The 26,160-nt window shown below is 67.4% G+C and carries 24 protein-coding genes and 1 pseudogene; 8 read left to right on the top strand and 17 right to left on the bottom strand.

Annotation, left to right across the window (positions count from 1 at the left end):
* Positions 1-14: 14 nt before the first annotated feature.
* From CYFUS_RS26695 to CYFUS_RS26685, 3 genes are all read right to left on the bottom strand, one after another.
* Positions 15-1,640, bottom strand: coding sequence for an Ig-like domain-containing protein (locus tag CYFUS_RS26695; RefSeq protein WP_157758668.1), 1,626 nt, complete (start codon positions 1,638-1,640; stop codon positions 15-17).
* A gap of 434 nt (positions 1,641-2,074) precedes the next feature.
* A complete protein-coding gene (locus CYFUS_RS52975) occupies positions 2,075-3,412 on the bottom strand; it encodes a hypothetical protein (protein WP_232536817.1) in 1,338 nt (445 codons plus the stop codon).
* 304 nt (positions 3,413-3,716) lie between these two features.
* Positions 3,717-4,901, bottom strand: a complete 1,185-nt coding sequence (locus CYFUS_RS26685) for an oxygenase MpaB family protein (RefSeq protein ID WP_095987796.1) — start codon at positions 4,899-4,901, stop codon at positions 3,717-3,719.
* Between the two features lie 172 nt (positions 4,902-5,073).
* Here CYFUS_RS26685 and CYFUS_RS26680 point away from each other — a divergent pair, with 172 nt between their 5' ends.
* The 4 genes from CYFUS_RS26680 (at position 5,074) to CYFUS_RS26665 (ending at position 9,474) form a co-directional block, all read left to right on the top strand.
* Positions 5,074-5,637, top strand: a complete 564-nt coding sequence (locus CYFUS_RS26680) for a TetR/AcrR family transcriptional regulator (RefSeq protein WP_157758666.1) — start codon at positions 5,074-5,076, stop codon at positions 5,635-5,637.
* Between the two features lie 180 nt (positions 5,638-5,817).
* Positions 5,818-7,983, top strand: coding sequence for a malate synthase G (locus CYFUS_RS26675; protein WP_095987794.1), 2,166 nt, complete (start codon positions 5,818-5,820; stop codon positions 7,981-7,983).
* A gap of 89 nt (positions 7,984-8,072) precedes the next feature.
* The gene (locus tag CYFUS_RS26670) at positions 8,073-8,504 is read left to right on the top strand and encodes a hypothetical protein (protein ID WP_095987793.1); all 432 of its coding nucleotides are present in this window, start codon (positions 8,073-8,075) and stop codon (positions 8,502-8,504) included.
* Between the two features lie 163 nt (positions 8,505-8,667).
* Positions 8,668-9,474 carry an N-acetylmuramoyl-L-alanine amidase gene (locus CYFUS_RS26665; RefSeq protein ID WP_095987792.1) on the top strand — a complete coding sequence of 269 codons (807 nt, stop codon included), beginning with the start codon at positions 8,668-8,670 and terminating at the stop codon, positions 9,472-9,474.
* Positions 9,475-9,482: 8 nt separating this feature from the next.
* Here CYFUS_RS26665 and CYFUS_RS26660 read toward each other — a convergent pair whose 3' ends face one another.
* The 4 genes from CYFUS_RS26660 to CYFUS_RS26645 all read right to left on the bottom strand — a co-directional run bounded on the left by CYFUS_RS26660 (position 9,483) and on the right by CYFUS_RS26645 (position 13,563).
* Entirely contained in the window at positions 9,483-10,466 is a 984-nt protein-coding gene (locus CYFUS_RS26660) for an MDR family oxidoreductase (RefSeq protein ID WP_095987791.1), read from the bottom strand.
* The gene (locus CYFUS_RS26655; RefSeq protein ID WP_095987790.1) at positions 10,432-11,103 is read right to left on the bottom strand and encodes a TetR/AcrR family transcriptional regulator; all 672 of its coding nucleotides are present in this window, start codon (positions 11,101-11,103) and stop codon (positions 10,432-10,434) included. Before CYFUS_RS26655 ends, CYFUS_RS26660 begins: the two co-directional genes overlap by 35 nt.
* Before the next feature lie 210 nt (positions 11,104-11,313).
* Positions 11,314-12,912, bottom strand: coding sequence for a glycoside hydrolase family 5 protein (locus CYFUS_RS26650; protein ID WP_157758665.1), 1,599 nt, complete (start codon positions 12,910-12,912; stop codon positions 11,314-11,316).
* A gap of 213 nt (positions 12,913-13,125) precedes the next feature.
* Positions 13,126-13,563: an NAD(P)-dependent oxidoreductase gene (locus tag CYFUS_RS26645; RefSeq protein ID WP_095987788.1), complete on the bottom strand. Its 438-nt coding sequence runs from the start codon at positions 13,561-13,563 to the stop codon at positions 13,126-13,128.
* Between the two features lie 12 nt (positions 13,564-13,575).
* Between CYFUS_RS26645 and CYFUS_RS54030 the strand changes: the two genes are divergently transcribed.
* The gene (locus tag CYFUS_RS54030) at positions 13,576-14,235 is read left to right on the top strand and encodes a hypothetical protein (RefSeq protein ID WP_269770155.1); all 660 of its coding nucleotides are present in this window, start codon (positions 13,576-13,578) and stop codon (positions 14,233-14,235) included.
* A gap of 48 nt (positions 14,236-14,283) precedes the next feature.
* Here the strand turns inward: CYFUS_RS54030 and CYFUS_RS26635 are convergent, their stop codons facing one another.
* Both CYFUS_RS26635 and CYFUS_RS26630 read right to left on the bottom strand, forming a co-directional pair.
* Positions 14,284-14,616, bottom strand: coding sequence for a carboxymuconolactone decarboxylase family protein (locus CYFUS_RS26635; protein WP_095987787.1), 333 nt, complete (start codon positions 14,614-14,616; stop codon positions 14,284-14,286).
* 14 nt (positions 14,617-14,630) lie between these two features.
* Positions 14,631-15,161, bottom strand: coding sequence for a cupin domain-containing protein (locus CYFUS_RS26630; RefSeq protein ID WP_232536816.1), 531 nt, complete (start codon positions 15,159-15,161; stop codon positions 14,631-14,633).
* A 489-nt stretch (positions 15,162-15,650) separates the two neighbouring features.
* Here CYFUS_RS26630 and CYFUS_RS26625 point away from each other — a divergent pair, with 489 nt between their 5' ends.
* Entirely contained in the window at positions 15,651-16,556 is a 906-nt protein-coding gene (locus tag CYFUS_RS26625) for a LysR family transcriptional regulator (RefSeq protein ID WP_095987786.1), read from the top strand.
* Between the two features lie 34 nt (positions 16,557-16,590).
* Here the strand turns inward: CYFUS_RS26625 and CYFUS_RS26620 are convergent.
* From CYFUS_RS26620 to CYFUS_RS26610, 3 genes and pseudogenes are all read right to left on the bottom strand, one after another.
* Positions 16,591-17,241: pseudogene (locus CYFUS_RS26620) on the bottom strand (NADPH-dependent F420 reductase); the annotation flags it as partial.
* A gap of 36 nt (positions 17,242-17,277) precedes the next feature.
* The gene (locus tag CYFUS_RS26615; RefSeq protein ID WP_095987784.1) at positions 17,278-18,267 is read right to left on the bottom strand and encodes an aldo/keto reductase; all 990 of its coding nucleotides are present in this window, start codon (positions 18,265-18,267) and stop codon (positions 17,278-17,280) included.
* 47 nt (positions 18,268-18,314) lie between these two features.
* A complete protein-coding gene (locus CYFUS_RS26610) occupies positions 18,315-18,827 on the bottom strand; it encodes an alcohol dehydrogenase catalytic domain-containing protein (RefSeq protein WP_095987783.1) in 513 nt (170 codons plus the stop codon).
* A gap of 277 nt (positions 18,828-19,104) precedes the next feature.
* Between CYFUS_RS26610 and CYFUS_RS26605 the strand changes: the two genes are divergently transcribed.
* Positions 19,105-20,262, top strand: coding sequence for a Gfo/Idh/MocA family protein (locus CYFUS_RS26605; protein WP_198316080.1), 1,158 nt, complete (start codon positions 19,105-19,107; stop codon positions 20,260-20,262).
* Positions 20,263-20,278: 16 nt separating this feature from the next.
* Here CYFUS_RS26605 and CYFUS_RS26600 read toward each other — a convergent pair whose 3' ends face one another.
* On the bottom strand, positions 20,279-21,952 hold the full coding sequence (locus CYFUS_RS26600) for a Na+/H+ antiporter (protein WP_232536815.1): 1,674 nt from the start codon (positions 21,950-21,952) through the stop codon (positions 20,279-20,281).
* 118 nt (positions 21,953-22,070) lie between these two features.
* Between CYFUS_RS26600 and CYFUS_RS26595 the strand changes: the two genes are divergently transcribed.
* Complete coding sequence (locus tag CYFUS_RS26595; protein ID WP_095992242.1) at positions 22,071-22,832, top strand: hypothetical protein; 762 nt, start codon at positions 22,071-22,073, stop codon at positions 22,830-22,832.
* A gap of 31 nt (positions 22,833-22,863) precedes the next feature.
* Here CYFUS_RS26595 and CYFUS_RS26590 read toward each other — a convergent pair whose 3' ends face one another.
* From CYFUS_RS26590 to CYFUS_RS26580, 4 genes are all read right to left on the bottom strand, one after another.
* Complete coding sequence (locus CYFUS_RS26590; protein WP_095987781.1) at positions 22,864-23,334, bottom strand: NUDIX hydrolase; 471 nt, start codon at positions 23,332-23,334, stop codon at positions 22,864-22,866.
* Positions 23,331-23,756 carry a DUF2380 domain-containing protein gene (locus CYFUS_RS54370; protein WP_332468291.1) on the bottom strand — a complete coding sequence of 142 codons (426 nt, stop codon included), beginning with the start codon at positions 23,754-23,756 and terminating at the stop codon, positions 23,331-23,333. The genes CYFUS_RS26590 and CYFUS_RS54370 overlap by 4 nt, the downstream gene beginning before the upstream one ends.
* On the bottom strand, positions 23,675-24,442 hold the full coding sequence (locus tag CYFUS_RS54365; RefSeq protein ID WP_332468290.1) for a hypothetical protein: 768 nt from the start codon (positions 24,440-24,442) through the stop codon (positions 23,675-23,677). Before CYFUS_RS54365 ends, CYFUS_RS54370 begins: the two co-directional genes overlap by 82 nt.
* A 477-nt stretch (positions 24,443-24,919) precedes the next feature.
* The gene (locus CYFUS_RS26580) at positions 24,920-25,894 is read right to left on the bottom strand and encodes a type VI immunity family protein (protein WP_232536814.1); all 975 of its coding nucleotides are present in this window, start codon (positions 25,892-25,894) and stop codon (positions 24,920-24,922) included.
* Positions 25,895-26,160: the final 266 nt, after the last annotated feature.

The raw sequence follows: 26,160 nt of genomic DNA, 5'->3' as shown, positions 1-26,160 counted from the left end.
GCACTCCGCCAGCGTCAGGGAGCAACCAGCACCACGACTTCCTTCGTGTAAGCACTGCCGTCCGAACCCTTCACCGTGAAGGTGAAGGACGACAGTCCGCGGAAGCCGCTCGCGGGCTGAAGGCGCGCGGTGTGCCCGTCCGACTGCAGCGTGACGGTTCCATTCTTCGCCGCGGCCACCGTGTAGGTCGGGGACACGCTCAGGAACCCGGCGGTCCATGCGGACAAGTCGATGTTCACGGCGGTCCCCGCGGTGGTGGACGCATGCGGCTCCGCCAGCCAGTTGATGTAGTGCTCGATGAGGGCATAGCCGTCGGCGGCCTTGGTCATCGCGTCATTCACGTTCGGCTGGGACCCGGTCGCCATTTCCCAGGTGTCGGGCATGCCGTCGTTGTCCGTGTCCGTGGGCCGCGAGCCACCTGCGATGGAGCCATAGCCGTTGTTCGGGAGGCCGGTCTGCGCCTGACTGGTGTAGAGCCCTCCGTCGGGCCCGGCGGTGTTGGCCCCGGTCCCCGTCGTTCCGCTGCCCAGCTTCGACACCTGACTGATGAGCAGCGCATCCACCGGATCCCGCGGCAGCGGCCCCGCCATGGAGATCGCCACGCGAGCCGCGGAGGCGGTGTCGAGGGGGGCGGTCGCGGTGGTCTCGCTGGACCAGGGGCTCGAGAGCACCGTGCCCGGCCCCTGATACCAGTAGGGCGTCGTCGTCGCGCCGTCGAGCTTGCCGTTGCGGTTCGTGTCCTTGAGGTTGCCTTGGTAGTAGATGGATTGGTTCTTGTCGACCTGGAACCAGGTGTTGTCCGTCCCCGTGGAGGCCGGCCCGAAGACGAAGTAGTTGTTCAGGATGTCGTGCTTGAAGTTCGTGCTGGTGTGCGTCGTGTAGGCCGCCGAGTAGTTGTAGATCAGGTTGTTGACGAACACCGTGTTGATCTTGGCGAGCGGGTTCCGGTTGTGGGAATGGGCGAAGATGTTGCGGTACCAGGCCCACTGACTCGAGACGGACTCCGTGTGAGCGCCGAACTGTTGCCCCGTGGGGTTGGCGATCAGGGAGTCCTGTATGGTGATGTCCGTGACGGGGGCGTTCTGCCAGTCGTCGCTGACTCCATCGATGTTGTTCCAGGGACCAAATTCGAAGGAGGAGTGATCGATCATCACGTTGCGCGCCCGGTAGAGGCTCAGCGCGTCGTCCGTGGTGCTCGCGGTCTCGCTCCCCGGACGAATGCGCAGGTACCGACAGATGATGTTGGACGACTTGGCGAAGGAGATCTCCCCGCCCCGGAACCCGATGCCCTCTCCCGGAGCCGTCTGGCCCGCGATGGTGATGTTGCTTTTGACTGACACGGCGGTCTTGAGCTGGATGTAGCCGCCCACGTCGAACACGACGATCCGGTTCGAGCTGCTGACGGCATCCCGGAAGGAGCCAGCGCCCGAGTCATTGAGATTGGTCACGTGGTAGACCGTGCCGTTCCGTCCGCCCGTTGCGTTCTTGCCAAATCCCTGCGCACCTGGAAATGCCAGGGGGGACGCCAGTAGCGGGGCCCCCACGGTGTCGCCCACTCCGTCGGTCGCGATGGTGTCGTCGGTGCTACAAGCGGTAGAGACGAGCGCGATCGGCACGGCGAATTTAAGTAGGTTTTTCATGGTTGGCTGCTTATTCTACTTTTCATGCCGTTGAGCGTCAATGATGAGGATGTTAGATTTCAGGATGACGCGCCGCGGTGGTGCGCTCAAGTCAGTGACAGTGCAAAGGGATGCTCTGGCTGTGCTGCCGATTCTTGATGTGCGCTCAGCACATGCGGCACGTCGGTAGATGCCGCCGGGGTAGCGCACACATGATGTGCGTATGGATGGTTGCTTGTTTGATTTCCAAGCTTGTCAGTGAATCGGCCAGGAGTGCTGTCTCAGCCTGCTCGATGCGGTGGGGCCGGAGCGCTCGCTGTTCCCGGCCGCGTTCGCCTGCGGCCGGGTGGCTGGGCCATGTCGCCGAGCAGCGGGCCACCGGCCGACTCATCCGCCCCGCTTCCCGCTACGTGGGGCCGATGCCGGGCTGAGTGACTCCTTGAACCCAGCCCTTCTCAGGGATCGACCGGGTACCACCGGGTATAGGCGTAGTGATAGAGGTGTCTGCCGACCGAGACACCGTCCGCGGACAGGCGGAAGTTGGCGAGATCATAATACTCCGCCCCAAACACGAAGTCATACGGCAGTGTGCCAAGAGCCGCGGGCAGATCCACCGGGATGCTGAATGCGCCATTGGCATCCGACAGGCCGCTGGCAGAGGTCTCCTTCCGGTAGGTGCTCGGTGTGTAGACGACGAGGTTTACGGGGGTGTTCGGCAGCACGCGGCCGTACCGGTCCTTCAAGACGCCTTGGAAGGTAGCGGCCGTCTGGATGCGCCAGGAAGGGCCCTGTCCATAGTTGATATAATCTTCGACCCCGGCGTGGTTGAGAACCTTGACATCCGTCAGCGCGCCAGCCGCCACGGCCACGCGGAGGGTATAGGGTTCGGCGGGGAGCACGGAGTCGAGCGAGAGCACGCGCACATACCAGGTGCCGGGAGACAACGTGAAGGCGGCCTGGGTGTTCTTGTTGACGGTGGCGAGCGGCGCGCCATGGATGTTGGTGCCAAACAGGTGAAGCTGATAGGCCCCCGTGGCCGCCGTGCTCAACGAAAACGCGAAGGTGTTCTCCTGGGTGAGGGTGATGCGGGTCCAGTCCTCGTCGAAGCCGTTGTCCAGCGTGCGAATGGCCGTGACCCCATCGACGGCGCTCCTGGCCTGCCAGGGGTTGTCATTGGGCTCATCCACGTCGGGAAGGGATGAGTACAAGACGGCCAGTGTATAGGGGTTGACGGGGTCCGCCCCCTGATAGGCATGGACCATGATGAAGTAGAAGTCACCCGTGGCAGCGGAAGTGCTGGCCTGCTCATAGTGCGTGGGCGCGTAGAACGAATAGGCCTGCGGCGCGAGCGAGCCGTCCACCGGGTTGTACTTGTAGAGGTACAGATCATAGTCCAGACTGGCGTTGTTCACCGTCTGGAGAAAAGCCGTGACCTTGCCATTGGCCGGCACGTAGACGTAGTACCAGGCCTGCTCGCCCGGCGTGGCCAGGGGGGCGCTCACCTGGGTGTTCAGGTCAAGGTACTGCGCGGTTCCCGGTGTGTTGTTACCCGCGAACGAGGTGGTGTCGCCTACCGCTGCCTGGTTCGTCAGCCGTTGCAGGTCGACCCGGCCATGGATCTTCGGCTCTTTCTTGTGACCTGTAGTGGCCGCGACCGGGGCGGCAGGTTCCAGTTCCTTCGCGCGGCGCAGCGACGCATCCACACGCTCCGGGGTGGCGGCAATCACGGGGGACGACGCCAGAAGCAGCAATGACAGAGCGGTCCGAGCCCTCTTCAAGGCAACCAGTTTCAAGGCAATCTCCTCTCAAAGATGCGGCGTGCCGGTATAGAGGAGTCCAAGAAGAAAGATCAAGATATGCTTTCCTCCCGTAACGAGGAGGTGGCGCCCCGTGCGCCGCTCGCGCCGCGGTGGTGCGCTCGAGTCAGTGACAGTGCAAAGGGATGCTCTGGCTGCGCCGCCGGTCCCCGAAGAGCGCTCAGCGTGCGTGACACGCTGGTGACACATGCTGCCGCCGGGGTAGCGCACACACGATGTGTGTTTGATGGCTGCTTGTTTGATGTCCAAGCTTGTCGGCGAATCGGCCAGGGGTGCCGTCTCAGTCCACGGCCTTCACGTGCTTCTGGTACTCCGTCCCATCGGGTGCCAGGGTCATCCGCGCGTGGTAGAGGGCGAGGTGCTCCTCGCGCGCTCGTGCCGCGGCCTCGGGTGAGTGGAGCTGCCAGCGTTGGAGTTCGGCATTGCCCAGCGCGATCAGCGGGAGCAGCGCCATTCCGGACGCGGGCGGAATGCCCAGGGCGTCGGCGGCTGTATCGCCCTGGAACGTGCGCGTCAGGGTGTCGAGCATCTGCCGGGCCATGGGGACGGTGAAGGGCGAGCCCTTCACCGAGCAGAGCACCTGCGCGGTGGCGTCCAGCAGGGCCGCGGTCAGGGCGCGCGTGTGCTCGTCCGGCGGCGTGAGGGTGGAGTCGACCAGGTCGAGCAACTCCCCGGCCTGGGCATGGTTGCGCACGGGCAGGAAGAAGCCCTCGTCCAGTCCCAACAGGTAGCCGACGTACCACCAGTGCCGGTAGAGGGCCTCCTGCCGCGGCTCGGTGAGGAAGAAGCCGAGTGTCTCCAGGGCGCGGAAGGGCACCACGGTGAAGTCCAGCCAGGTGCGCGCGACGTCGGTCTGGTTGATGGGGACGCCCCATTGCTGGTGCTCCCAGCCGTGCTGGAGCGCGGTGGCGCGCACCCGGGCGTGCAGCAGCCGGACCTGGGCGGTGTGGATGTAGCCGGGCGCACCGCGCACCAGCCCTCCGGGCAGCATGCTGTGCACGCGCCAGATGCCTGTCTCCAACAGCCGCCTCGACGCCTGGGTGGCGAGCTGGCCGGTGCGCGTGAGCAACCGGGCGATGGCCGGCGCACGGTAGGTGTGCACCAGCGAGCCGGCGGAGAAGGCGAGGTCGCTCCAGAGCGGTGGAATGGACTGGGACACGACGTCGCCCTGGTGCAGCGCCTCGCGGTCGACCCACTCGGGCACGGTCTCGAGCTGGCGCAGCAGCGCGGCGATGGCCGGCGGTGGATCCTTCAAGCTGTCCAGGCCGTGGGCGAGGCCGGCGTTGAGTTGCTGCCTGCCGTCCTTGCCCAGCGCGTCCAACTCGCGGATCACCGCGTCCGCGAGGGGATCTCCCACGGACAGCATGCGTGCCGTGAAGTCCGCTTTCTGGCCATGCCGGGCCCGCGCGGCCTCGTGATGGACCCACCTGCCGGGCAACCCGCTGTCCTGCTCCGTCGCGATCATGACGTCCTCCCTGTCCTGGTGCACTGCCGAGCCTCGGCCAACGGGATTGCTGGCCGATCGTCCAGTTCTTGTATCACCAGTGACTGGACGATCGTCAAGTGCTTGCTGGACGATCGTCCAGTGGATTGCTGGACGCTCGTCCAGTCCATACAGTGACGGGAGAGGAGGACGGATGAGGGCGGAATCGGAGCAGACGAGGGAGCGGATGATCCGCACGGCGCTCGAGCTGTTCACGGAACATGGCTACGAGGGCGCGTCCATCCAGATGATCGCCACGGCCATGGGGTTGTCCAAGGCGGCGGTGTCCTACCATTTCCGCACGAAGGAGGATTTGCTGGCGGCCGTGGCGGAACCGGCATTCACGGATCTGCAACGGTTCCTGGACGAGGCGGAGGCCGAGCCGGGGAGGGCGGCGCGCTGGCGCATGGCGGTGCGGGGCTATGTGTCGTTGCTGGTCAAGCACCGGGGGCTGCTGAGCCTGCTGGAACAGGATCCGATCGCGGCGGCGAGCCCGGTAGTCAGCGAGAAGATGGATCGTTTCGCCGAGCGCATCCGGCTGCTCTTCGGGGAGGAGTCGATGACGCCCGAGGACCAGGTGTACCTGGCGGTGGCGCTCGGTGGGTTGCGCAACGCGGCGGCATGGTTCCCCTCGTTCTCGGACACGGAGCTGAACCAGTACCTGCTGTCGGCCGCCGAGCGAATCCTCGGGCGCACCGCGCCACGGGCTCGCCGGTAGGCCCCTTGGGAGTTCGTTCACGTGACGACAGGTGTCCGGGCCCTGGGGCCGTCTCCGAGCCGTCGCTCTGTGACGTCCCGCACGGGAGCCCGCATCCTCCCGTCGACAAGCCTGGACCCATCTGCCAAGGAGGAGGCACCGCGTCGTGAGCGCGGTCATTCAGCCAAAGGGGATGGATAGATGCAGCGCATTCGAGTGGGCGGCTTGCAGGTGGATTCCCGGCTCCATGCCTTCCTCATGCAGGAGGCGCTGCCCGGCACGGGCGTGGACGCCGAGGCGTTCGGCTCCGGACTGGATGCCCTCGTGCACGCGTTGGCCCCCGTCAACCGCTCCCTGCTCCAGCGCCGGGACGCCCTCCAGAAGGCCATCGACGACTGGCACCGCGCCCACCCCCGGCCGTTCGATCCCAAGGCCTACCTGGCCTTCCTGGAGGAGATTGGCTACCTGCGGCCCGAGCCTCCGCCCTTCAGTGTGGGCACCGCGAACGTGGACGAGGAGATCGCCCGGGTCGCCGGCCCGCAGCTCGTCGTGCCGGTGACCAATGCGCGCTACGCCCTCAACGCCGCCAACGCCCGCTGGGGCAGCCTCTATGACGCCTTCTATGGCACCGACGTCCTTCCCGAGGACGGGGGCGCCACGCGCTCGGGGCCCTACAACCCCGTGCGCGGCGAGCGTGTCATCGCCCGCGCCCGGGCCTTCCTCGATCAGGCCTTCCCCCTGGCCCGGGACTCGCACCGCGACGTGACGTCCTACGCCGTGGAAGGGGGCGCCGTGGTGGCCACCCTCGCGGAGGGCCAGCGCACGGGCCTCGCCCAGCCCGCGAAGTTCGCCGGCCTGCGTGGCGAGCCGTCGCGCCCCTCGGCCCTGCTGTTCGTCAACCACGGCCTGCACGTGGAGCTGTCCATCGATCGCGACCACCCCGTGGGCCGCACGGACAAGGCGGGCGTGGCGGACGTGCTCGTGGAGTCCGCGCTCACCGCCATCATGGACGGCGAGGACAGCGTGTCCGCGGTGGATGCCGAGGACAAGGTGCTGCTCTACCGCAACTGGCTCGGGCTGATGAAGGGCACGCTGTCGGCGCACTTCGACAAGGGCGGCAAGAAGGTGGAGCGCCGCATGGCCGCGGATCGCGTCTACACGAAGCCGGGCGGGGGCGAGCTCACGTTGCACGGCCGCAGCCTGATGCTCGTGCGCAACGTGGGCCTGCACATGTACACCGACGCCGTGCTGGACAAGGACGGCGCGCCCATCCCCGAGAACATCCTGGATGCCGTCGTCACCTCGCTCGTCGCGCTGCATGACCTGCGCGGCCCCAACGCCCGGCGCAACAGCCGCGCGGGCTCGGTCTACACGGTGCGGCCCAAGATGCACGGCCCCGAGGAGGTCGCCTTCGCCGACGACTTGTTCTCGCGCGTCGAGCAACTGCTGGGCCTGCCCGCCCACACCCTGAAGATCGGCATCATGGACGAGGAGCGCCGCACGAGCGCCAACCTCGCCGCGTGCATCCACGCGGCGCGCGACCGGGTGGTGTTCATCAACACCGGCTTCCTGGATCGCACGGGCGATGAGATCCACACCTCCATGGAGGCGGGACCCATGGTGCGCAAGAACGACATCAAGTCCACGATGTGGATCAAGGCCTACGAGGATCGCAACGTGGACGTGGGGCTGGCGTGTGGGCTCAAGGGCCGCGCGCAGATCGGCAAGGGCATGTGGGCCGCGCCGGACAAGATGGCCGACATGCTGGCGCAGAAGGTGGGCCACCCCCAGGCGGGCGCCAACACCGCCTGGGTGCCGTCGCCCACGGCGGCCACCCTGCACGCGCTGCACTACCACGAGGTGGACGTGGCCACCCGACAGGAGGCCCTGCGCCAGCGCGCGCCCACGTCCCTGTCCGCGCTGCTCACGCTCCCCCTGGCCCCCGAGGCGAAGTGGACGCCCGAGGAGGTGCGCCAGGAGCTGGACAACAACCTCCAGGGGATTCTGGGCTACGTGGTGCGCTGGATCGATCAGGGGGTGGGCTGCTCCAAGGTGCCGGACATCCACGACGTGGGGCTGATGGAGGACCGCGCCACGCTGCGCATCTCCAGCCAGCACGTGGCCAACTGGCTGCGGCACGGCGTGGTGACGGAGGCCCAGGTGCTGGAGGGGCTCAAGCGGATGGCGGCGGTGGTGGACCGGCAGAACGCGGGGGACCCGGGCTACCGGCCCCTGGGGCCGGGGTTCGATGGGGTGGCCTTCCAGGCCGCGAGGGAGCTCATCTTCAAGGGCCGCGAGCAGCCCAACGGCTACACCGAGTGGATCCTCCACGCGCGGCGCCGCGAGGTGAAGGCCTCCCGGCGGTAGGGTCGCTCACTGTCACATTCTGGACAGAACGCAGCCGCTGCGCTTAATCCCCCCCGGGGAAACTGGTTTCCCTCCTTTGGGGGTTGTTCATGAAGAGCAGCACGCTGTTCGCCGCGATTTCGGTGGCCGCACTGGGTATGGGCTCCGCTCAGGCGGCTACCCTGACGTTCACGGTTCAGAACAAGATCACCACCGGCGCGATTACCAATACATATCAGAACACGTGCGGGACGATCATCCCGAGCCTCGGCCCGGTCGCGGCCAACGGGATCTCGGTGACGCACCAGACGGACTGCGGCACCTCGACCGCCCTCGTCTTCGAGTACACGAACGGCAACAAGGTCTGCCGCTTCAACCTGAGCACCATCTACACCCCGCCCAACCCGATCCTGGGCACCTCCGGGTACTGGACGCCGAGCGGCTCGGGCACCTCCCGGGGCAGCACGTCCGCTACCTGCAAGGCGACGCTGACCTCTCTGGGTTCGAACGGAAACTATAGCTGGGCATTGTCGATGCAGTGAGGCTCTGGTGGCCGAGCGACTCCCGAGGGTTCGGCCACCGGCTCTCTCGGAACGCGGGAGCGCGGGGGCGGCTTCCGGCTCGAATGGGGATGGGCGAGGGGCGGGGGAGCAACTGTCGCCATCGTCTCGCGATAATCGAGAATCCTCATTTCCCGAGACGCCCATGCAAATCCGCAACGCCCTCTCCACCGCCGCCACCGCCCGTACGGCCGCCGCCACGACCGTGACCGCGCCGCCCGCCGGCCTGGAGCTCGGCAACCGGGGCCCCCAGGTGAAGCAGTTGCAGGACGCGCTGGTGAAGCTCGGCTACATGACGAAGGCCCAGGTGGCCACCGGCCCCGGCATCTTCGGCGAGAAGACGAAGGCCGCGGTGACGAAGTTCCAGGCGGACCACAAGCTGCCCACCACCGGCTACTACGGGGACCTGACCCACGCGGCGCTCAAGAAGGCGCTCGGCTCGGACTCCAAGCCCCCCAAGCCCGGCACCTTCACCAAGCCGCCCGTCGTCAACGCGCCCTCGCCCAACTCCAACTCGCGCGGCGGGGCGGACATCGACACCATCGTCCTGCATCACACGGGCTCCAACAACGGGGCGGGGGACCTCGCCTGGATGCGCAATCCCCAGAGCCAGGTGTCCGCCCACTACATGCTCGACCGCGACGGGAAGATCTACCAACTGGTGGGCGACGAGAAGCGCGCCTGGCACGCGGGCAAGGGCGAGCTGCACGGGGTGCCCACCGACGTGAACGGCCGCTCCATCGGTATCGAGATCGTCAACGACGGCTCGGGCAAGACGCCCTTCACCGACGCCCAGTACAAGTCCCTCACCCAGCTCGTGGGCTACCTCAAGCAGGAGTACAAGGTGCCCGCCAACAACATCCTCGGGCACAAGGACGTGGCCGTGCCCAAGGGCCGCAAGAGCGATCCCGCCGAGAACTTCGACTGGAACCGCCTGCGCGCGGGCCTCTGACGCCCCGCTCAGCCCTCGGTCGACACGACGATGCGCCCGCGCACCTGACCGTCCATCAGGCGCCGGGCCGCGTCGATTACTCCGGACAGGGGCACCTCGAGCGCGCCGATCGCCTGGATCGTCTCCGGGCGCAGGTCGCGCGCCAGGCGCTCCCAGGCCTGTTGCCGCAGGGCGAGCGGCGCCATGACGCTGTCGATACCCAGCAGCGACACCCCCCGCAGGATGAAGGGCATCACCGTGGCGGGCAGGTCCGCCCCCTGCGCGAGCCCACAGGCCGCCACGGCGCCGCCATAACGCGTCTGCGCACAGGCATTGGCGAGCGTGTGGCTGCCGACGGAATCCACCACCGCGGCCCAGCGCTCCTTCTGCAGCGGCTTGCCGGGGGAGGACAGCTCGGCGCGGTCGATGATGCGGCTGGCGCCCAGCGCCTGGAGATAATCCCCCTCGGAGGCCTTGCCCGTGGCGGCCGTCACCTGGTGGCCGAGCTTCGAGAGCAGCGCGACCGCGACCGAGCCCACGCCCCCCGTCGCTCCCGTCACGAGCACCTCGCCGGCACCGGGCTTCAGGCCGTGGCGTTCGAGCGCGAGCACGCACAACATCGCGGTGTAGCCCGCCGTCCCGATGGCCATGGCCTGACGGGTGTCGAAGGCCTCGGGCAGGCGCACCAGCCACTCGCCCTTGAGCCGGGCACGCTGCGCGAGGCAACCCTTGTGCGTCTCGCCCACGCCGAAGCCGTTGAGTACGACCCGGTCGCCCACCTTCCACGCGGGATGGCGGCTCTCGGTCACCGTGCCCGCGCCGTCGATGCCCGCCACCATCGGCCAGGAGCGCACCACGGGCGAGCGGTTCGTGATGGCCAGTCCATCCTTGTAGTTGAGCGTCGAGTGGCGGATGGCGACGGTGACATCACCCTCGGGCAGGAAGTCCTCGTCCACCTCGCGGACGTGGGCGGTGAAGTCAGGGTTCTTCTCGAGCACCAGGGCCTTGAACATGGGGTTCTCCTCGGGGGTGGATGAGGTGGCGGAAGTCATCGATGGCGACGGTCAGGGGGAGGGGCGAGCGCGCGAGCCGGGCGCGCAGCACCGCGCCCTCCCAGGTGGACCAGAAGCCGCGCGCGAGCCGGTCCGCGTCCAGCGAGGGCTCGATCTCCCCACGCGCCCGTGCACGGCGCAGGGCGGCGGCGAGGATTGACTCCCAGGCGGCCAGCGAGGCGTCGAGCCGCACGCGGAAGTCCTCGTGCAGTCCCCCCAGCTCCTGTCCGAGCGCACCGATGAGGCAGCCGCGCCGCCAGTCGAAGCGGCGCATGCCCTCGGTGGACTCCTCGAGGAAGCTGGAGAGCTGGGCGGCGAAGGTCGCGTCCGAGGCCGCGCCGAAGCAGCGCTCGAGCCGCTTGAGGAAGAAGGCCTGGTAGCTGTCGAGCAGGGCGAAGCCGAAGGCGTCCTTACTGGAGAAGTAGTGGTAGAAGGAGCCCTTGGGCACCCCCACCGAGCGCAACACCGCGTCGATGCCGGTCGCCGCCCAGCCCTGTTCCAGCACCAGTCCCAGGCCCTCACGCACCAGACGCTCGCGTGTGTCCTCGCGCTGCCCACGCCGCTCGGTTCGCGAGCGGCTCTCGGGAGGTTTCGCCATGGGAAATGAATAGACCGGTCGTCTAGAGAATTCAAGACAACGTGCGCACCCCACCCGAGCGGTCGGGTGCGGGTCTTCGCTCAGGGAGGGGGAGGGCGGTTGCGGGCCGGGTGGGTGACGCCTCGCGCGTCAGGGGGACACAACCCGTGCCGGACGCGAGCGCCCCGGAGCGCCATGGCGGCGCATCCGGGGAGCCCGCGAGGGGGGTGCTCAGGGGATGAGGGGCGCGAGCGCGGGGGCGATGTACGTCTGCTTCGCCTGCTGCACCGTCGTCCAGTCGTCCTGGAGCAGGCCACCGGTGTCATCGGAGTTGGGATTGAGCGACCAGAAGGCGAAGCTCATTCCGTTGCCCGAGAGGTAGGCCGTGAGCGTCTGGATCCACTGACGATCCGAGTCGATGAGCAGCTTGGTGCCGAACTCGCCGAGCCACACCGGGGCGCGGTTCTCCTTCACGAGGAAGCCCCAGGTGGCGTCCCACACGCCCGGCAGGTTGGCCGGGTAGCCGGTGGAGCCCTTGTTCTGGAACCACGGCTGGCCGTAGACGCTCTCCGGGTAGTCGTGCGCCGAGTACACCACGCGCCCCGGCACGTTGAGCCGCACCGGGTAGTCGCGCGCGCCGCGCAGGTTGCCGCCCCACCAGTACCAGTTGTTCTGATAGATCTCGATGCCCTCCACGATGATGAGCAGATCCGGGTTCACGCCGAGGATGGCGTTGCCCGCGCGCTCGGCGGCGAGCCGCCAGTCGGTGTCGAGGTTGCCATCGCCCCAGGTGGCGCGGCCGTGCGGCTCGTTGTGCAGGTCCACGCCCACCACGGTGGGATTGCCCTTGTAGCGCTGGGCGAGCATCTTCCAGTCATCGATCCACGCCTGCTCCTCGGTGGCGCGGTTGGAGCGGTACCAGAGCTCCGACTGGCTGCTGGAGTCCGGGCGGTGCCGGTCGAGCACGATGCGCAACCCGCGCGCCCCGGCCGCCGCGATGATGCGATCCATCACCTGCAGGGACGTGAGCCCGGCGAGCTCCGGATTGAGCGCGTTGTTCATGCTGAGCGGATCCGGGGACACCCCGTCGCGCAGCATGGTGTTGCTGTAGGGCAGGCGCAGCGAGTTGTAGCCGAGCGACTTCACCTGATCGAGCAGGCTGCCCAGCGCGCGGCGATCCAGCCCGTAGGGCACGCGCGAGGGGCCCTCGAAGCCAAACCAGTTCACGCTGGTGAGGCGCACCACCTGACCCGTGGACGAGAGGATCTTCGCCCCCTCGGTGTGCAGGTAGCCCGCGGCGCCCGGCGGCGGCGTTCCGGCGTCCGTCCCCGCATCGGTTCCGGCATCGGTGCCCGCGTCGGTCCCGGCGTCCGAGCCCGCATCCGAACCGGCATCGGTGCCCGCATCGGTGCCGGCGTCGGTGCCCGGGGTCGTCCCGTACACGCCGTCCGAGGCGCACAGGGACAGCGTGGCCCCCGGCTGGAAGAGGGCCGAGCACGAGGTGGCCGTGCCCCCGGCGTTCACGGCGCGCAGGCGCACCTGCGTCCCCGCGAAGGACTGGCTGCCGGTCCAGACGTTGGCGTCCCAGGCGGCCTGGCTCAACGCCGTCCACGAGCCCCCGTTCACCGACACCTCCACCCGCGCCGGGGCGGGGGAGGCCGTGATCCGGGCCTCCATCCACCAGTCATTGCTCGACGTCTGGAGGAAGAAGGACACGGGGGCGGCGAGCCGCTGCTCCCACCCCGTGAGCGCCGACTCCTCCTCCGCGACGCCGCCTCCACACGCGGTGGTGAACAGCACCGCGCTCAGCAACATCCCCATTCTTTTCATTACATGACCTCCGGGTGTACGCGCTCGACGGCTTCCTGGGTGAGTCGGAAAGAAAAATGCCATCCAGGAAAAACACGAAAAGTCCCAGAACGTCAATGCGTATTCAAAACACCGAATGCCAGTCGCAAAATCCAAGAATCCGTCACAACCCGTCGGGCCCCCAAAGAGACTCCGTGACGAGTGTGTGACAATGGAGGATGATGGGCGAGTAGTTCATGAAGACAGGCCGCGATCGTTATTTGCCCGCTGCGAAGAAGCGTCGGCAGGCAATGGTTCGACGTCGAAGACATCCAACCCCGCCCCTGCGATTGTTCCTGCTCGGAGGGCGGCGAGGAGCGCGGCTTCATCAACGATGGGCCCGCGCGACGTGTTGATCAGGTAAGACTCACGCTTCATCGAAGCGAGTTCATTCGCTCCGACGAGACCTCGTGTTTCCTCGTGAAGGGTTAGGCGGATGTTGCGATCTTCTTCCGCGATATGGCGAACGGTTGCCATCATCAGCCCCCAGGCCAGCTCAGGAGTCGAGTTCATCATCACCGCCAGGCCGGAGGCAGGGGGCTGGATATTGGTTGAAATGACAGCGATGCCTGTCTCGCTTGCCGCGATCCTGTCCAGATTGGCGTAATCGTCCAGAACTGCGACTTCAAGCATGTTTGTCTCTCATTGGCAGGCTGCGTTCGTCGGACGCAGCCTTGGGTTGGAATTCAACTCTGTTGGGTCAGATGGATAAGAGACCGTCGGTTCCTTATTATTCGCTCCCATGGTTGCCAGTGTGAAAGCGAAGCGCCAGCGCAGGGAGCATGGAACGTCCCGCGAGGCGCCCCTGGGGAGGGCTGGAGGGCGGCGCGGCGCGCCAGCGGAGGCCGAGTTCCTGCGCGCGCGCAGCGAGGAGCAGCGGGAGGTCCGGCGCCGTGCCATCCTCGATACCGCGGCTGCGATGCTCGAGCAGATGCCGGTGGCCGAGGTGGGCCTCAACGAGCTCGCCCGGCGCGTGGGGCTCGCGAAGTCCAACGTGCTACTTCGAGTCGCGCGAGGCCGTGCTCCTCGAGCTGCTCGACCAGGCCTGGAAGGACTGGCTCGCGGCGCTGCCTGCCGGAGCTCGGCGAGCGGGCGCAGGAGGTGTGCAACCATGCCCTCCTGGCCACCACCGCCATCTGGACCCACTCCCGCGCGTCCAGGAGCGTGCTCGCCGCCTACGAGGTGGACCGGTCTCTGGAGGCGTTCCGCATCCAGTTCGCGCCGACGCTCCAGGCAATGCTGGTCACGCTCGTCACGGGCACGCTGGCCCGTGCGGCCCCGGCGTCAGGGGCGAGGAAGGTCTGAGGCCTCCAGCAAGATGGGAGCGAGCGATGGGGTGCAACTGATTGGAGCTCAGGGCTGCTTGTTCCCCAACAGCTCCTTGGCACGCGTGATGGCCGACATGGCGTTGGGCCAGCCGACGTAGAAGGCCAGGTGGGTGATGAGCTCGACGAACTCCTCCTGCGTCACGCCGTTCTCGAGGGCGCGCGGGAAGTGGAAGTTCATCTGCTCCGTCTTTCCGGTCGCCACGAGCGCCGCGCAGGTAATCAGGCTGCGGTCGCGCTTGGACAACTGCGGCCGCTCCCAGACGTCCCCGAACAGTACATCGTCGGTCAGCTCGACCAGCTTCGGTGCGAAGTCGCCGATGGCCTTCTGTGCGGCGGTGGTGGGCTTGGGGGTGCTCATGGTTCGTTCTCCTTTCAGGGCTGCGTTCCGTACTGCGCGTCGGTGACCTTCTCCATCCACTCGACCACCTTGCCGTCGAGCCCCTCCTGGATGGCTAGGTGGGTCATGGCGGTGGTCGGGGATGCGCCGTGCCAGTGCTTCTGACCGGGCGGAATCCTCACCACGTCGCCCGGACGAATCTCCTCGACGGCGCCGCCCCAGAGCTGCACGCGACCGGCGCCGGACGTCACGATGAGCGTCTGCCCGAGCGGGTGGGTGTGCCACGCCGTGCGGGCGCCAGGCTCGAACGTGACGGAGGCGCCCGAGGTGCGCGCGGGGGCGTTCGCCGTGAAGAGCGGGTCGACGCGCACGGTGCCCGTGAAGTTCTCGGCGGGACCCTTGGTGGAGGGTTGCGAGCCACTGCGCGTGATGCTCAGCGCCGGAGTCCCTCCGCGCGAGGCGACCGGGGAAACGCCCGCGTCGGGAGGTGCGCTTTTCGGGCTGGCCTGGGCAATGGCCATACCGAGCAGCGGGAGCGAGAAGAGTGTCGCGGCGAGGAGTTTCATTCCATTCTCCGGTGGGGTGATGGGTGGCTCACTGTTGAGGTACGCCCCGGTCCCGCCGAGGACTAGGCGCCATGGAGCAAACAGGCCTTGAAGCAGTGCTTCATAGTGAGGCGTCAGCTCCACCCCTCGAGGAACTCCCGCCACTGCCGGCCCGCGGCGCAGGTCACTTTCACAGGCGCCCGCCACGAAGCCGAGCGAGAGTTCGCCTCCATGGGCCACCACCAGGTTCAAGATGGAGGGGATACTCTTGCCGCGAAGCGCCTCCCGCAGATCGCTCCCGAGCTGCGGAAGCGCGCCGGCCAAGGCCCCCAGGATGGAACGGCGGGAGTGCGGCATGACGGTGAACCTCTCGTGAGGAGCTTCCATGGAAGTACGCCCCAGATCCTCGGATGACTATGTGCCAGGGAACCAATAGGCTCTTAAGCAGTGCTTCACAGTGAGCTTGAACTCCTGGGTATCACGAGGCGGAAACCCACAGGTGCTCCCGCGATGAATACGGCTCCCTTCCCGCAACTCCAAGTGTTCCTCGCCGTGGCGCGCCTGCGCAGCTTCAGCGGCGCGGCACGCGAGCTCGGCGTCTCCACCCCCGCGGTGAGCCAGTCGGTACGGCAGCTCGAGGAGCAGCTGCGCGTGGTGCTGCTCACCCGCACGACGCGCAGCGTGTCGCTCACGGAGGCGGGCAGGCGGCTCGTGGAGGGCGCGGGCCCCGCCCTGGGACAGGCGCTCGCCGCCCTCACCGAGGTCTCCGCTCGACCCGGAGAGACGGTGGGCCGGGTGCGACTGTCGGTGCCGCGGGCGGCGGTGCCCTACGTCATCACGCCGGTGGTCCCCACCTTCCGCGCGCGCCACCCGCGGGTGGAGGTGGAGGTCGTCATCGAGGACCGCTTCGTGGACATCGTGGCGGAGGGCTACGACGCGGGGGTGCGGCTGAGCGAGGCCATCGAGCGCGACATGGTGCAGGTGCGGCTCACCGACGCCTTCCGTTTCGTGGTGGTGGGAGCCCCGAGCTACCTCGAGCGCCACGGGACGCCCCAGCGCCCCGAGGATCTCCTGCGCCACGAGTGCCTCACCTTCCGCATGCGGACCACCGGCGCGCTCTATGCCTGGGAGCTGGAGCGGGGCCGCAGGAACTGGCGCGTGCCGGTGCGCGGGGGCGTCGTCACCAACGACAGCCAGCTGGCGGTGACCCTGGCGGAGCAGGGCCTGGGGCTGGCGTACGCCTCCGAGCCCGCGGTGAAGGAGCAGCTACGCGAGGGCCGGTTGCGGCGGGTACTCGAGTCCTATGCGCCCACGGTGCCCGGCTTCTTCCTCTATTTTCCCAGCCGTGCGCAGCGCTCCCCGGCACTGCGCCTCTTCGTGGACGCCGCCCGGGAGCTGGCCAGGCACGTGCTGTGAATCACATGCGCTCAAAGACGTGCATGCGTCCTGTTCAACTCCACCGCTCGAACCGGTACGCCAGTTCCGGGCTTCCTTCTCCCGTGTACGCGAGCTGAGCGACGAGCACCGCGAACGGCTCGGAGTAACGGGCCATCCGCAAGGGGCCCGCGTCCATGGGCTCGAACCCCACGTCGCGAATCAGCTCGGCGGCAATCCCTTTACTGCTCGAATCATCCCCGCAGTACACGAGGCTGGGTCTGGTGGTTCGTTGTCGGACCTCGAAGACACCAAAAAGCACTTCGCTCGGCACGTTGTTGAACGCCAGGACGACCCGGGCCCTGGGAACCTTCTTCGCGAGCTCCTCCGCACCCGAAGAGGTGTGGGCGACGACGAGGTCGGTGTTGCTCGCGTTCAATGGAAGCGAGCAGCTCACGATCACCTTGCCCGACAGGTCGCCTGCCCGGGCCAATACATCGTCCACCTGGGACCAGTGCACGGCCAGAAGGAGCGCGTCCGCGTCCCGCGCGGCCTCACGCGGTGTTCCTGCTCGCGCGTTCCCGCGGGCATCCCGCACGAGCGCTTTCAGCTTCTCCTGGCTGCGTGAGTAGCTGAACACGACCTCGTGGCCGGCACGCGCGAAGAGCGTCCCCAGCTTGCCCCCCATCAATCCCGAACCGAGAATGCCAACGCGCATGCGACGCTCCCTTGCCTGAGTCTCCGCGGCTCCGTCCCATCTGGCTCAGAGACCGGTCCTCTTCTCCAGGTGTTCGGGATAGCGAGCCCCATGCACGGTGATCTTCGAGGCGGCGCTCTCGATCTCACGGAGATCGTCAGGCGTCAGTTCCACGTGGGCGGCTCCGATGTTCTCCTCGAGGCGGTGCTGCTTCGTGGTGCCCGGAATGGGAACGATCCACGGCTTCTGGGCGAGGAGCCATGCCAGGGCAATCCGGGCAGGGGTCGCCTTCTTCCGTTCCGCGACCTTGCCGAGCAGCTCGACGAGGGACTGATTCGCCTTGAGCGCCTCCGGCGTGAAGCGGGGAAGGCTGTTGCGGAAGTCGCTCTTGTCGAAGCTGGTCTGCTCGTTCATCTTGCCCGTCAGGTAGCCCTTGCCCAGGGGGCTGAAGGGAACGAAGCCGATGCCGAGCTCCTCGAGGGTCGGCAGCACTTCCGCTTCGGGGCCTCTCGTCCACAGGGAGTATTCGCTCTGGAGCGCGGTGACCGGCTGGACCGCGTGCGCGCGACGGATCGTCTTTACTCCCGCTTCGGAAAGACCGAAGTGCTTCACCTTGCCTGCCTGGATCAGCTCCTTCACCGCGCCCGCGACCTCCTCGATCGGCACGTTCGGGTCGACGCGGTGCTGATAGAAGAGATCGATCCGGTCGGTCTTGAGCCGCTTGAGCGCCGCCTCGGCGACTTGCTTGATGTGCTCCGGCCGGCTGTTCATGCCGCTCTGCCCGCCATTGGCATCGAATTCGAAGCCGAACTTGGTGGCGATCACCACCTGGTCCCGGAAGGGGGCAAGGGCTTCGCCCACGAGCTCTTCGTTCTTGTAGGGGCCGTAGGCCTCGGCGGTGTCGAAGAAGGTGACGCCGCGCTCGAAGGCCGACCGGATCAGCTTGATGGCCTCCCGCGTGTCCGTTGCCGGGCCATAGCCAAAGCTCAGTCCCATGCAGCCGAGGCCGATGGCCGAAACCTCCAGGCCGCTGTTTCCAAGTCTGCGTTTCTGCATTGTGTTTTCTCCTTTCGAGTACCTTTTTGGGAAGAACGGGGCCGCGGCTATTTCAGGGTCGCGGCGTCGATCACGAACCGGTACCGGACGTCGGAGGCGAGCACGCGCTCGTAGGCCTCGTTGATCTTGCTGGCCGGGATGACCTCGATGTCGGCGCCGATGCGGTGCCTGGCGCAGAAGTTCAGCATCTCCTGGGTCTGGCGGATGCTGCCGTAGGTGAGGGTGCTCCCCTTGAGACAGAGCTGCTCCTCCCCCTTGCGGCAGTTCGCGCAGTCGCCGCAGGAGTCGACCAGACAGCCGACACCGACGCGGTCGCCGACGGCATGCCGGGTGACCTTGGAGCCGACCTGGGCGACGACTCCGGCGATCTCGTGGCCGGGGACGACGGGGTAGGTCGCCGCGCCCCACTCACTGCGAGCATGGTGGATGTCGGAGTGGCAGATGCCACAGAACTTGATCTCGATGAGGACGTCGTGCGGGCCGAGGTCACGACGCTGGATGGTGGTCGGACCGAGGGGCCTGGTCGCGGCCGTGGCCGCGTAGGCATTGACGGTGCGCATGTTTCTCCAGATGGATGTGGGGGAGGAGCCGTTGCGCCCCGTTGATGAAAAGAAGTACGCCCCAGAGCCTCGGATGACTACGCGTCAGGGAACCAATAGGCTCTTAAGCGGTGCTTAACAGTGGGGCCCGTACTCCTCTACAACCCCAGCCGAGCGCAGCGCTCCCCTGCGCGGACAGCCCTCCTCACCGCGTACATCCTGGACACAGCCTGGTAGCCGTCGTAAGTAAACAGGCGTTTACATGTCTGGGCCGAGAGCGTCGGCAGGAGGAGTGCAAATGCTCGAAACGAAGGCGCGCGCGGGCAAGCTGCGCGTGGGGATCATCAGCGCGAACTGGGGCGCCAGGACCCATCTGCCCGCCTGGCGGATGTTGAGCGACGACGTGGAGGTCACGGCGATCTGCACCTCGCGCCAGGAGACGGCCGAGGCGGCGGCCAGGGAACACGGCATCGCCCGGCCGTTCTGGAGCTACGAGGCGATGTGCGCCGATCCGGACATCGACGTGATCGACGCCGGCACCAGCCCCGTCCTGCGGGAGAAGCTGGTGACGGCGGCGTTGAACGGCGGCAAGCATGTCTTCAACCAGTTGCCGTTCGCACCGTCGCGGGAGGCCGCCGAGCGTCTGGTGAAGCTTCAGCGCGACAAGGGCGTCACCGGCGCCGTGGCGGCCAGCGTGGTGGGCCTGCCGCACCTGACGCTGATGAAGGAGATGATCGACGAGGGCTACCTCGGCGAGGTCTTTCAAGTGCACTGCCACTGGCAGATGAGCTACTTCCTGCCGGTCATCCCTTTCTTCCCCTATGTCTGGTTCGGCAAGGCTGGCCACGGGGTCAGCGTCACCCGCAATCACGGCTCGCACATGCTGCACGCCCTGTGGCACGTGTTCGGCCGGATCGAATCGGTGGTCGGCCGGATCGAGACCCAGCTGAAGACGTGGGAGCTCTCGCCGGGCGAGACCATGACGGTGGAGACCGACGACACGTGTCACGCACTCCTGCGCTTCGCCAACGGCGCGATGGGCACGATGGCCACGTCGTGGACGGCGGCGGACAGCCCGGGCTTCTGGATCGAGGCCTTCGGCAGCAAGGGGCGGCTGCGTCTGGAGGCGCTGCGCTATCCGAGCGTGGCGACGGCCAGGCTGTATGCCGCGAAGGCGGCCTTGGGCACGATGGCTCCCCAGGGCCAGGAGGTGCCGGTACCCGAGCGCCTGTTCACCGTTCGGGGCAAGGTGCTCGACCCGAGCGTGGGGAGCGACCCCTCGACGGGCGGGCAACTGCTGTCGATGGTGCGTCTGTTCGACGCTTTCGCGACGACGGTCCGCAACGGCGGTGAACCGCTCGCCAGCTTCAATCGGGCCCTCGAGGTGGAGCGGGTGATCGGCGCGCTCTACGAGTCGAACGTGCGCAAGGCGTGGGTCGAGCCCGCCGCAGGCTGAAGCCGCGGAGCGCCACTCAACCGGGGCGGGCTCGGTTCCGGGATTGCCCGTCGCCGACAGCCCCCCCCGAGTCGGCACTGGGAGCGAGCTGCTGCAAGTCCAGCTCCTCCAGGTCGAGTTCCTGCTCGACTCGCTGGAAGGCCGCATCGCCGATGGTGCCGTCCGCCCGCAGCGCGAGGAGCCGATGTCGCTCGGCCGAGGTGGCCCTGCGCGCGATGGCCGCCGCGTCGACGAACGCGCGGCCATCATTTTCGGCCGCCCCGTGAGGCTCGTTGCCATTGCCGGCCAACTCCGCTTCGGCGCGCCGGAGCATGAGCTCGTAGCGGCGACGCAGCAGCCCCGACAGCTCCTCGCCGGGCAGCTCGGCCGTGGTGGCCGAGAGCGCGGCGCGCAACGTCTCGACACGGGCGAGTCGCACCTCTCGCTCCACCGAGCCGTCGTCCTCGAGCTGGAGCATGTTGAGGAGTGGGCGCAGCGTCATGCCCTGGACGACGAGCGTTCCGAGCACGACAGAGAAGGCGGTGAACAGGACCAGGTCGCGGTAGGGAAACCCGGGCCCGTCGGACCCGCCGGTTGGAAGGGCAAGCGCCGCGGCAAGCGTCACGATCCCTCGCATGCCGCACCACCCGACGACCGCCGCGGCGCGCTTCGACAGGGCCACCGTGTCGTGAGGCCCCGCCGTGCCGTCCGGCGCTGGACGACACCGCCAGCGACTGAAGGCCGCGGCGCCCGACACCCAGGCGATGCGCGCGAGGATCGTCGCGACGCACACCGCGCCCGCGACGCCCGCGTACTCCACGAGCGTGCTCGAGTCGAGCCGGCCGAGGATCGCCTTGAGCTGGAACCCGACGAGGATGAAGGCGAGCACGTTCAACACGAACACGGCGAACTCCCAGACCGCGTACGAGGGGATCCGGAGGCGTGCCGGGGTGATGTCCGCGGCGCGGCGGGCGGTCGCCATCGCGAAGACGACCACGGTGAGGATGCCGGAGAGATGGAGCCGCTCGGCGAGCATCCAGACCGCGAACGTCCCACAGAACTGCACGACGACCGCGAGGGCGACGTCGTGTATCCGCGGGGTCACCAGGAGGATGACCCGCGACAGCACGAACCCGAGCACCACGCTGCCCACGGTGACGACGAGGAGCAAGGGAATGACGCCTGTCCCCGACAGCGTGCCCGCGAGCGTCGCGCTGACGGCGAGACGGTAGATCAAGAGCGCGCTCGCGTCGTTGAAGAGGCTCTCGCCCTCGAGGATGACGAGGAGTCGATGCGGCGGACGGAGCTGCTTGAGGACGGCGGTGGCGGCCGCCGCGTCAGGGGGCGCGACGATTGCGCCGAGCGCGACCGCGACGGCCCAGGGCATGCCGGGCACGAGCAGGCGGGCCACCCCCGCGACGACGACGATGGTGAGTGCGACGGCGCCAAGGGCGAGGCCGGCAACGGTCCGCCAGTTCGCCCGGAGGTCGCGCGGGGACGCATCGAAGGCGGCGTCCAGCAGCACCGGCGCGACGAAGAGCGTGAGCGCGAGTTCGGGATCCAGGACCAGTGTCGGCGTGCCGGGCACGAGCGCCAGGGCGGCGCCGGCGAGCGCCACCATCGCCGGGTAGGGAGTCCCGATGCGTTGGGACAGCGCGGTGAGGCCCGCACCGGCGAGCAACAACGCGATGATGATCTCGAAGACGTGCATGCATCCTGTTTAACCCAACCGCTGCGAGCTGGGGATACTTACCCGTGAGGACATGTTCTTCATCTTGACTCGAAAGGTCAAATCCAGTCTGCTGGGCGTCGGGCTGGGAGGGAGTCACGTGGCGGACGAGACGAGCGGGAAGGGTGGAGGGAGGGGGCCCTTCGAGCGGGGCGGTGCCTACGACGAAGTGGGTCCCGAGCTGGGCCGCCTTCACGACGCCTGGGATGTGGAGACGGGCAAGGCGGTGCTGCAACTGCTGCCCACCGAGCGCGTGGAGTGGCGGCCCGAGGGGCCCTGGCGGGTGAGCCTCTTGTGTGAGCCAGAGCCGGTCACGGTGACCGTGCGGGTGGAGGAAGCGCCCGCATCGATGCCCGTGGTGGAACTGGCGGACCTGCTCGTGCTCACGAGTGCCGCGGTAACCCGCGTGCAGGACAGTGACCGGCTCCGGGCCCACCTCGCCTCGGGCCAGCTCTCCTCACACCCCGCCGGAGGCCAACGCACGGGGCACGCTGTCGCGAGTTGGAAGGGGCTCATGCTCGGCCTGGGCGTGTGGCTGCTGGCGAGTCTTTCCGCGAGCCCGGCGCCCCATGGTCGGGAGTCGGCCACGGGGACCGCCTCACGCGAGGAGACTCCGTCCCCCGTCGACCTCGCGGCGGTGGAGCCGACGGTTCCCGCCTATCCCATGCCCAAGGAGCCCTTTCTCAATCAGGTGGTGGCTCCCTGCCCGCGCAAGAAGGTTGTCGTGGAGATCAACGGGGGGTGCTGGGTGGAGACCGCTCAAAAGCCTCCGTGCGACGACACGAATGAGGCCGAGTACCAGGGCAAGTGCTACATGCCGGTCTCCAAACCCAGGAGGCTGCCACAATCCGTCGAGCCGTGAACGAGGCCCCGGGCCATCCCCAAGACTCGAGCTAGACATCCTCGTCAGGCAGCAGCATGCGCAGCAACTCGTCGTCGGGCCCGAGCGGGCGCCAACCTGGCGGTGGTGGCGTGGCGAGAAGGGCCGCCATGACCTGCCTGGCACGCTCCTCATGGGTGACTGGAGTGAAGGCACTCCACGACCCCAGGGTAATGGCGACCTCTAAACGAGCTTCTTCGTCCAGCACGGCTGGCCAGCCGTTGGGGAGACCCTCCCAAAGCTCTCGCACGAGTTGCCCCCGTACCAGGCGGGTGAGTCGGTTGCTCCGCTCCGCTTCGGCGACCAACCCGCTGAAGACCTGCACTGCGTTGATGTCGTCTCCGCCAAGCTCCTGGGCCAGCTCTACCAGCGGGAGGGTAGGGCGCGCCTCGGCGAAGGCGGTGAGTGAATCGTAGCCGCGCTCGCGGACCCGCTCATACAGGCGGACCCTCCAGTTGCCCTCCCAGGAATGTCCCTCTTTCATCGCCCTCTCCAAGGAGTGAAGTTCACCGGAATATTATGGCGCCTCATCTCCCGAGCGACGAGCTTCAGGATCGCGTTCGGCGTCAGCATCCGGCCAGCGACGGTCTCGGCATCGCGCAGCGCCTTCATGATCATCTGGTTCCATTCACCGGGCCATGTGCGGCCGAGGCGCCAGTTCCCACCGCCGTGTATTGCTTGGTGGTGTGCCTGCTCCAGCTCAACGCAGAACTGGTTGATGTCCATTTCGCCGGTGAAGCCGCGCTGCTCGAACCAATCGCGGAACTCTTTCGGTAGGACATGGTGCTGCGGTGACTCGGCCATGCCAGCTCCGCCTTTGCCCGTCACCCGCATGCTCCGCACCTCGGGCCCGTCCCCGAGAGCCTCGCGCACGCCGCGCGGCAAATCGTCTTGCGCCTGTGCCATATCGCTTGGCCAGCGTGAATACGGACAGCGGCGCTGACGGCGGGAAGAGAGAGGACGCCCGCCTGCACGAGTCGGCGCATCATCTCCACCCACTCGGCGGAGACGACCATCCGCGTGCCCATCATTACACCGTCGCCTCCCATCACCAAGCCCACTCCAAGCGTAGCGGGAGTGGACGGCGGCAGTGAGGGCAACGATATTTTCATCGCTGATAACATCGTGACCATCTCAACGATCTGAGCCAATAAAATCACCTGCTCCCTGCGCCTCATCGCTGCGCGAAGAGTCTCCGTGGTCGAATTGAACTCGCCGGAGAGATGACCTATGAGCGCGGGGAGGTCTTTTGCTGCGGCCTGCACCTGCCCTGGCTCCAGGGAGGAGAGCGCCGTCATGGTGGGATCGAGCATCTTTTGTAAACGATCCATGTCCACGAACAGCGTCTCCACGCTGATGATGCCCTGCGCGAGCACCACGTCGACGAGATTGAGGAAGTCGAGCCATGCCGCGAGCAGGAGCGAACTCATCATGGTGGCTTCGATCCGTGGGCCGGCAAGGCGCAAGAGGGCGAGCTGCATGTCCGGGTCATCCACCTCGGAAGCAGCGTTGGCCAGCCGGGTGGCGGCAGCGAGTTCGACGTCAATCCACCGCAGTTGGCGTTCGCCATACTCGACGTAGCGGATGAACACGCCAGCGGCTCTGCCGGCGATGCCCCGCTCGCTGGCCTTGAGTCTGGATAACTCTCCGGAGATTCGTCGACTGGCGCCCGAGACGTCGAGAACGGCACCGCGAAATGCCAGATGGGTCGCGAGAGCGCCGCCGTCTCGGCCTGCCGCCGTCTTGGACTCCGGTGGGGCCCGGCGTTGATGGAGCCGCCGGGGTGTCTCGGGCTCAGGCGGAGAGGGGAGGGCCCGCGGAGGCCCAGCGCCTGGCTCTTGTGCGGACGCGACAGCCTCGCGTGGCGTGTAGCGCAGGTTCATCCCTTGGCCGGGCGGTGGTGTGAGCGACACACAGCCGGTGGACAGCAGGGCCAGTGCGAGAAGCAGGCCCGCCCACCGTGTCCATGGAGAGTCAGCACGCATTGTCTACCCCCAGACTCGCGGAAGCGAATGGAGCCTGCTTAGCTTAGTGGCTCTCCCGCACTTCACCTCTTGTCGGATTCGTCTTCAGTCGAGGAAGCGACGCCACCAGCGACGGGCCATGTCTGGAGGACAGTCGCGCCAGGAGACGTGCTCGGGGTGGGGGAAGAGCCAGGGCTTGAGCACGTGCGCCAGTTCGCGGTAGGCGGGCAACGTGTCGCCCCGGAGCAGGTCTCCCGCCTCGGGCTCCACGCCGAGCGCCACCACGGCCCGATTGCCCCCGAGTGGTTGCACGGAGGTGGAAGGGGAGTGCAGCCGGGAGCGGAGCGCCTCGGCCCCTCCCACCTGGGTCAGCACCTCCGGACCGAGGAAGTTGAGCCAGTGCACGCCGTCCACGCGCGAGCCCAGGTCGCGCTGGCCATGCGTCACGTCCAGTCCTGGGTAGCGCAATGCCTCCTCGTGGAGGTCCTTCATGGAGGGCCCCCAGAGATTGGGAGAGGAGAAGGCCAGTCCCGCGTGGCCCGACACATAGGGCAGCAGCGCGGCCAGCTCCATGATCTCCGCTCGCATCCGCTCGAGTCCGTGCGCTTCCAGGTGCTCGGTGGGCCAGGAGAAGCTCACCAGACTGACCTGGTCCTGGACGGGCGGGCGCCACGGCAGACGCGCCCAGTAGAAGAAGCCGTAACCGGTGACGCCGGTGGCTCCAATCGAGAGTTCCACCGTGCGGTCGAACTGCTCCTTCATCTTCTGCTTGAGGAAAGACTCCTCCGTCTGCTCATCCAGGAAGGCATCCCGAGGAGGTGGCGCCAGGGTGTCCCGGATGTCAGCCCAACCGTCCGCATCGAGCGGCATGGGCTCCTCTCCCAGGGAATACCCGGTGAAGGCGTCTGCCCCCAGGCCCGCGTTCCGCAAGTACACCTCGAGCGCATGACTGACGGGTGTTGCGAGTTCCCGATGCCCGAAGGGCAGGTGCAGCACGAGACGGAGCACTTCCCGCTGGAGGAGGCGTCCTCCGTTGTCGGGCGGGGCATGGCGACGAATCCGAGGAATGGGATGCTTCATCACCCTCTCCAATGGGATACTTTCTATTGCGTCTGGAGCTGCTTATCCCATTCATACAATTTCTCGAGCAGATCCGCAGTGCAAGCACCGGACACATGCTCGAAGGACACTGACGTCCCGGTGTTTCAGGCCGCGCGCGAAGGTGAGGGCACGGGGCATCTGTCATTGGCAGCCATCTCCAGCGCACGTGGACCGAGGCGTCCGCCACCATGGACCCATGATGGGAATGCACACCGGTTGGAAAAGCCCAAGAGCTTTGTCATCAC

This window comes from Cystobacter fuscus, from assembly GCF_002305875.1.
In the GTDB taxonomy this organism is placed as follows: domain Bacteria; phylum Myxococcota; class Myxococcia; order Myxococcales; family Myxococcaceae; genus Cystobacter; species Cystobacter fuscus_A.
Note: the sequence above shows the minus strand (reverse complement) of the source record. Positions and strands in the feature narration are given on the sequence as shown.

Excerpts from the sequence above, each read along its gene's own strand:
- CYFUS_RS26630 (WP_232536816.1), bottom strand. The coding sequence starts at position 15,161 with ATGAAACTCCTCGCCGCGACACTCTTCTCGCTCCCGCTGCTCGGTATG.
- CYFUS_RS26625 (WP_095987786.1), top strand. The coding sequence starts at position 15,651 with ATGAATACGGCTCCCTTCCCGCAACTCCAAGTGTTCCTCGCCGTGGCG.
- CYFUS_RS26680 (WP_157758666.1), top strand. The coding sequence starts at position 5,074 with ATGAGGGCGGAATCGGAGCAGACGAGGGAGCGGATGATCCGCACGGCG.
- CYFUS_RS26665 (WP_095987792.1), top strand. The coding sequence starts at position 8,668 with ATGCAAATCCGCAACGCCCTCTCCACCGCCGCCACCGCCCGTACGGCC.
- CYFUS_RS26655 (WP_095987790.1), bottom strand. The coding sequence starts at position 11,103 with ATGGCGAAACCTCCCGAGAGCCGCTCGCGAACCGAGCGGCGTGGGCAG.
- CYFUS_RS26695 (WP_157758668.1), bottom strand. The coding sequence starts at position 1,640 with ATGAAAAACCTACTTAAATTCGCCGTGCCGATCGCGCTCGTCTCTACC.
- CYFUS_RS26670 (WP_095987793.1), top strand. The coding sequence starts at position 8,073 with ATGAAGAGCAGCACGCTGTTCGCCGCGATTTCGGTGGCCGCACTGGGT.
- CYFUS_RS26650 (WP_157758665.1), bottom strand. The coding sequence starts at position 12,912 with ATGAAAAGAATGGGGATGTTGCTGAGCGCGGTGCTGTTCACCACCGCG.
- CYFUS_RS26580 (WP_232536814.1), bottom strand. The coding sequence starts at position 25,894 with ATGAAGCATCCCATTCCTCGGATTCGTCGCCATGCCCCGCCCGACAAC.
- CYFUS_RS26615 (WP_095987784.1), bottom strand. The coding sequence starts at position 18,267 with ATGCAGAAACGCAGACTTGGAAACAGCGGCCTGGAGGTTTCGGCCATC.
- CYFUS_RS26605 (WP_198316080.1), top strand. The coding sequence starts at position 19,105 with ATGCTCGAAACGAAGGCGCGCGCGGGCAAGCTGCGCGTGGGGATCATC.
- CYFUS_RS26685 (WP_095987796.1), bottom strand. The coding sequence starts at position 4,901 with ATGATCGCGACGGAGCAGGACAGCGGGTTGCCCGGCAGGTGGGTCCAT.
- CYFUS_RS26590 (WP_095987781.1), bottom strand. The coding sequence starts at position 23,334 with ATGAAAGAGGGACATTCCTGGGAGGGCAACTGGAGGGTCCGCCTGTAT.
- CYFUS_RS26645 (WP_095987788.1), bottom strand. The coding sequence starts at position 13,563 with ATGCTTGAAGTCGCAGTTCTGGACGATTACGCCAATCTGGACAGGATC.
- CYFUS_RS54370 (WP_332468291.1), bottom strand. The coding sequence starts at position 23,756 with ATGGCACAGGCGCAAGACGATTTGCCGCGCGGCGTGCGCGAGGCTCTC.
- CYFUS_RS26635 (WP_095987787.1), bottom strand. The coding sequence starts at position 14,616 with ATGAGCACCCCCAAGCCCACCACCGCCGCACAGAAGGCCATCGGCGAC.
- CYFUS_RS26675 (WP_095987794.1), top strand. The coding sequence starts at position 5,818 with ATGCAGCGCATTCGAGTGGGCGGCTTGCAGGTGGATTCCCGGCTCCAT.
- CYFUS_RS26600 (WP_232536815.1), bottom strand. The coding sequence starts at position 21,952 with ATGCACGTCTTCGAGATCATCATCGCGTTGTTGCTCGCCGGTGCGGGC.
- CYFUS_RS26660 (WP_095987791.1), bottom strand. The coding sequence starts at position 10,466 with ATGTTCAAGGCCCTGGTGCTCGAGAAGAACCCTGACTTCACCGCCCAC.
- CYFUS_RS26610 (WP_095987783.1), bottom strand. The coding sequence starts at position 18,827 with ATGCGCACCGTCAATGCCTACGCGGCCACGGCCGCGACCAGGCCCCTC.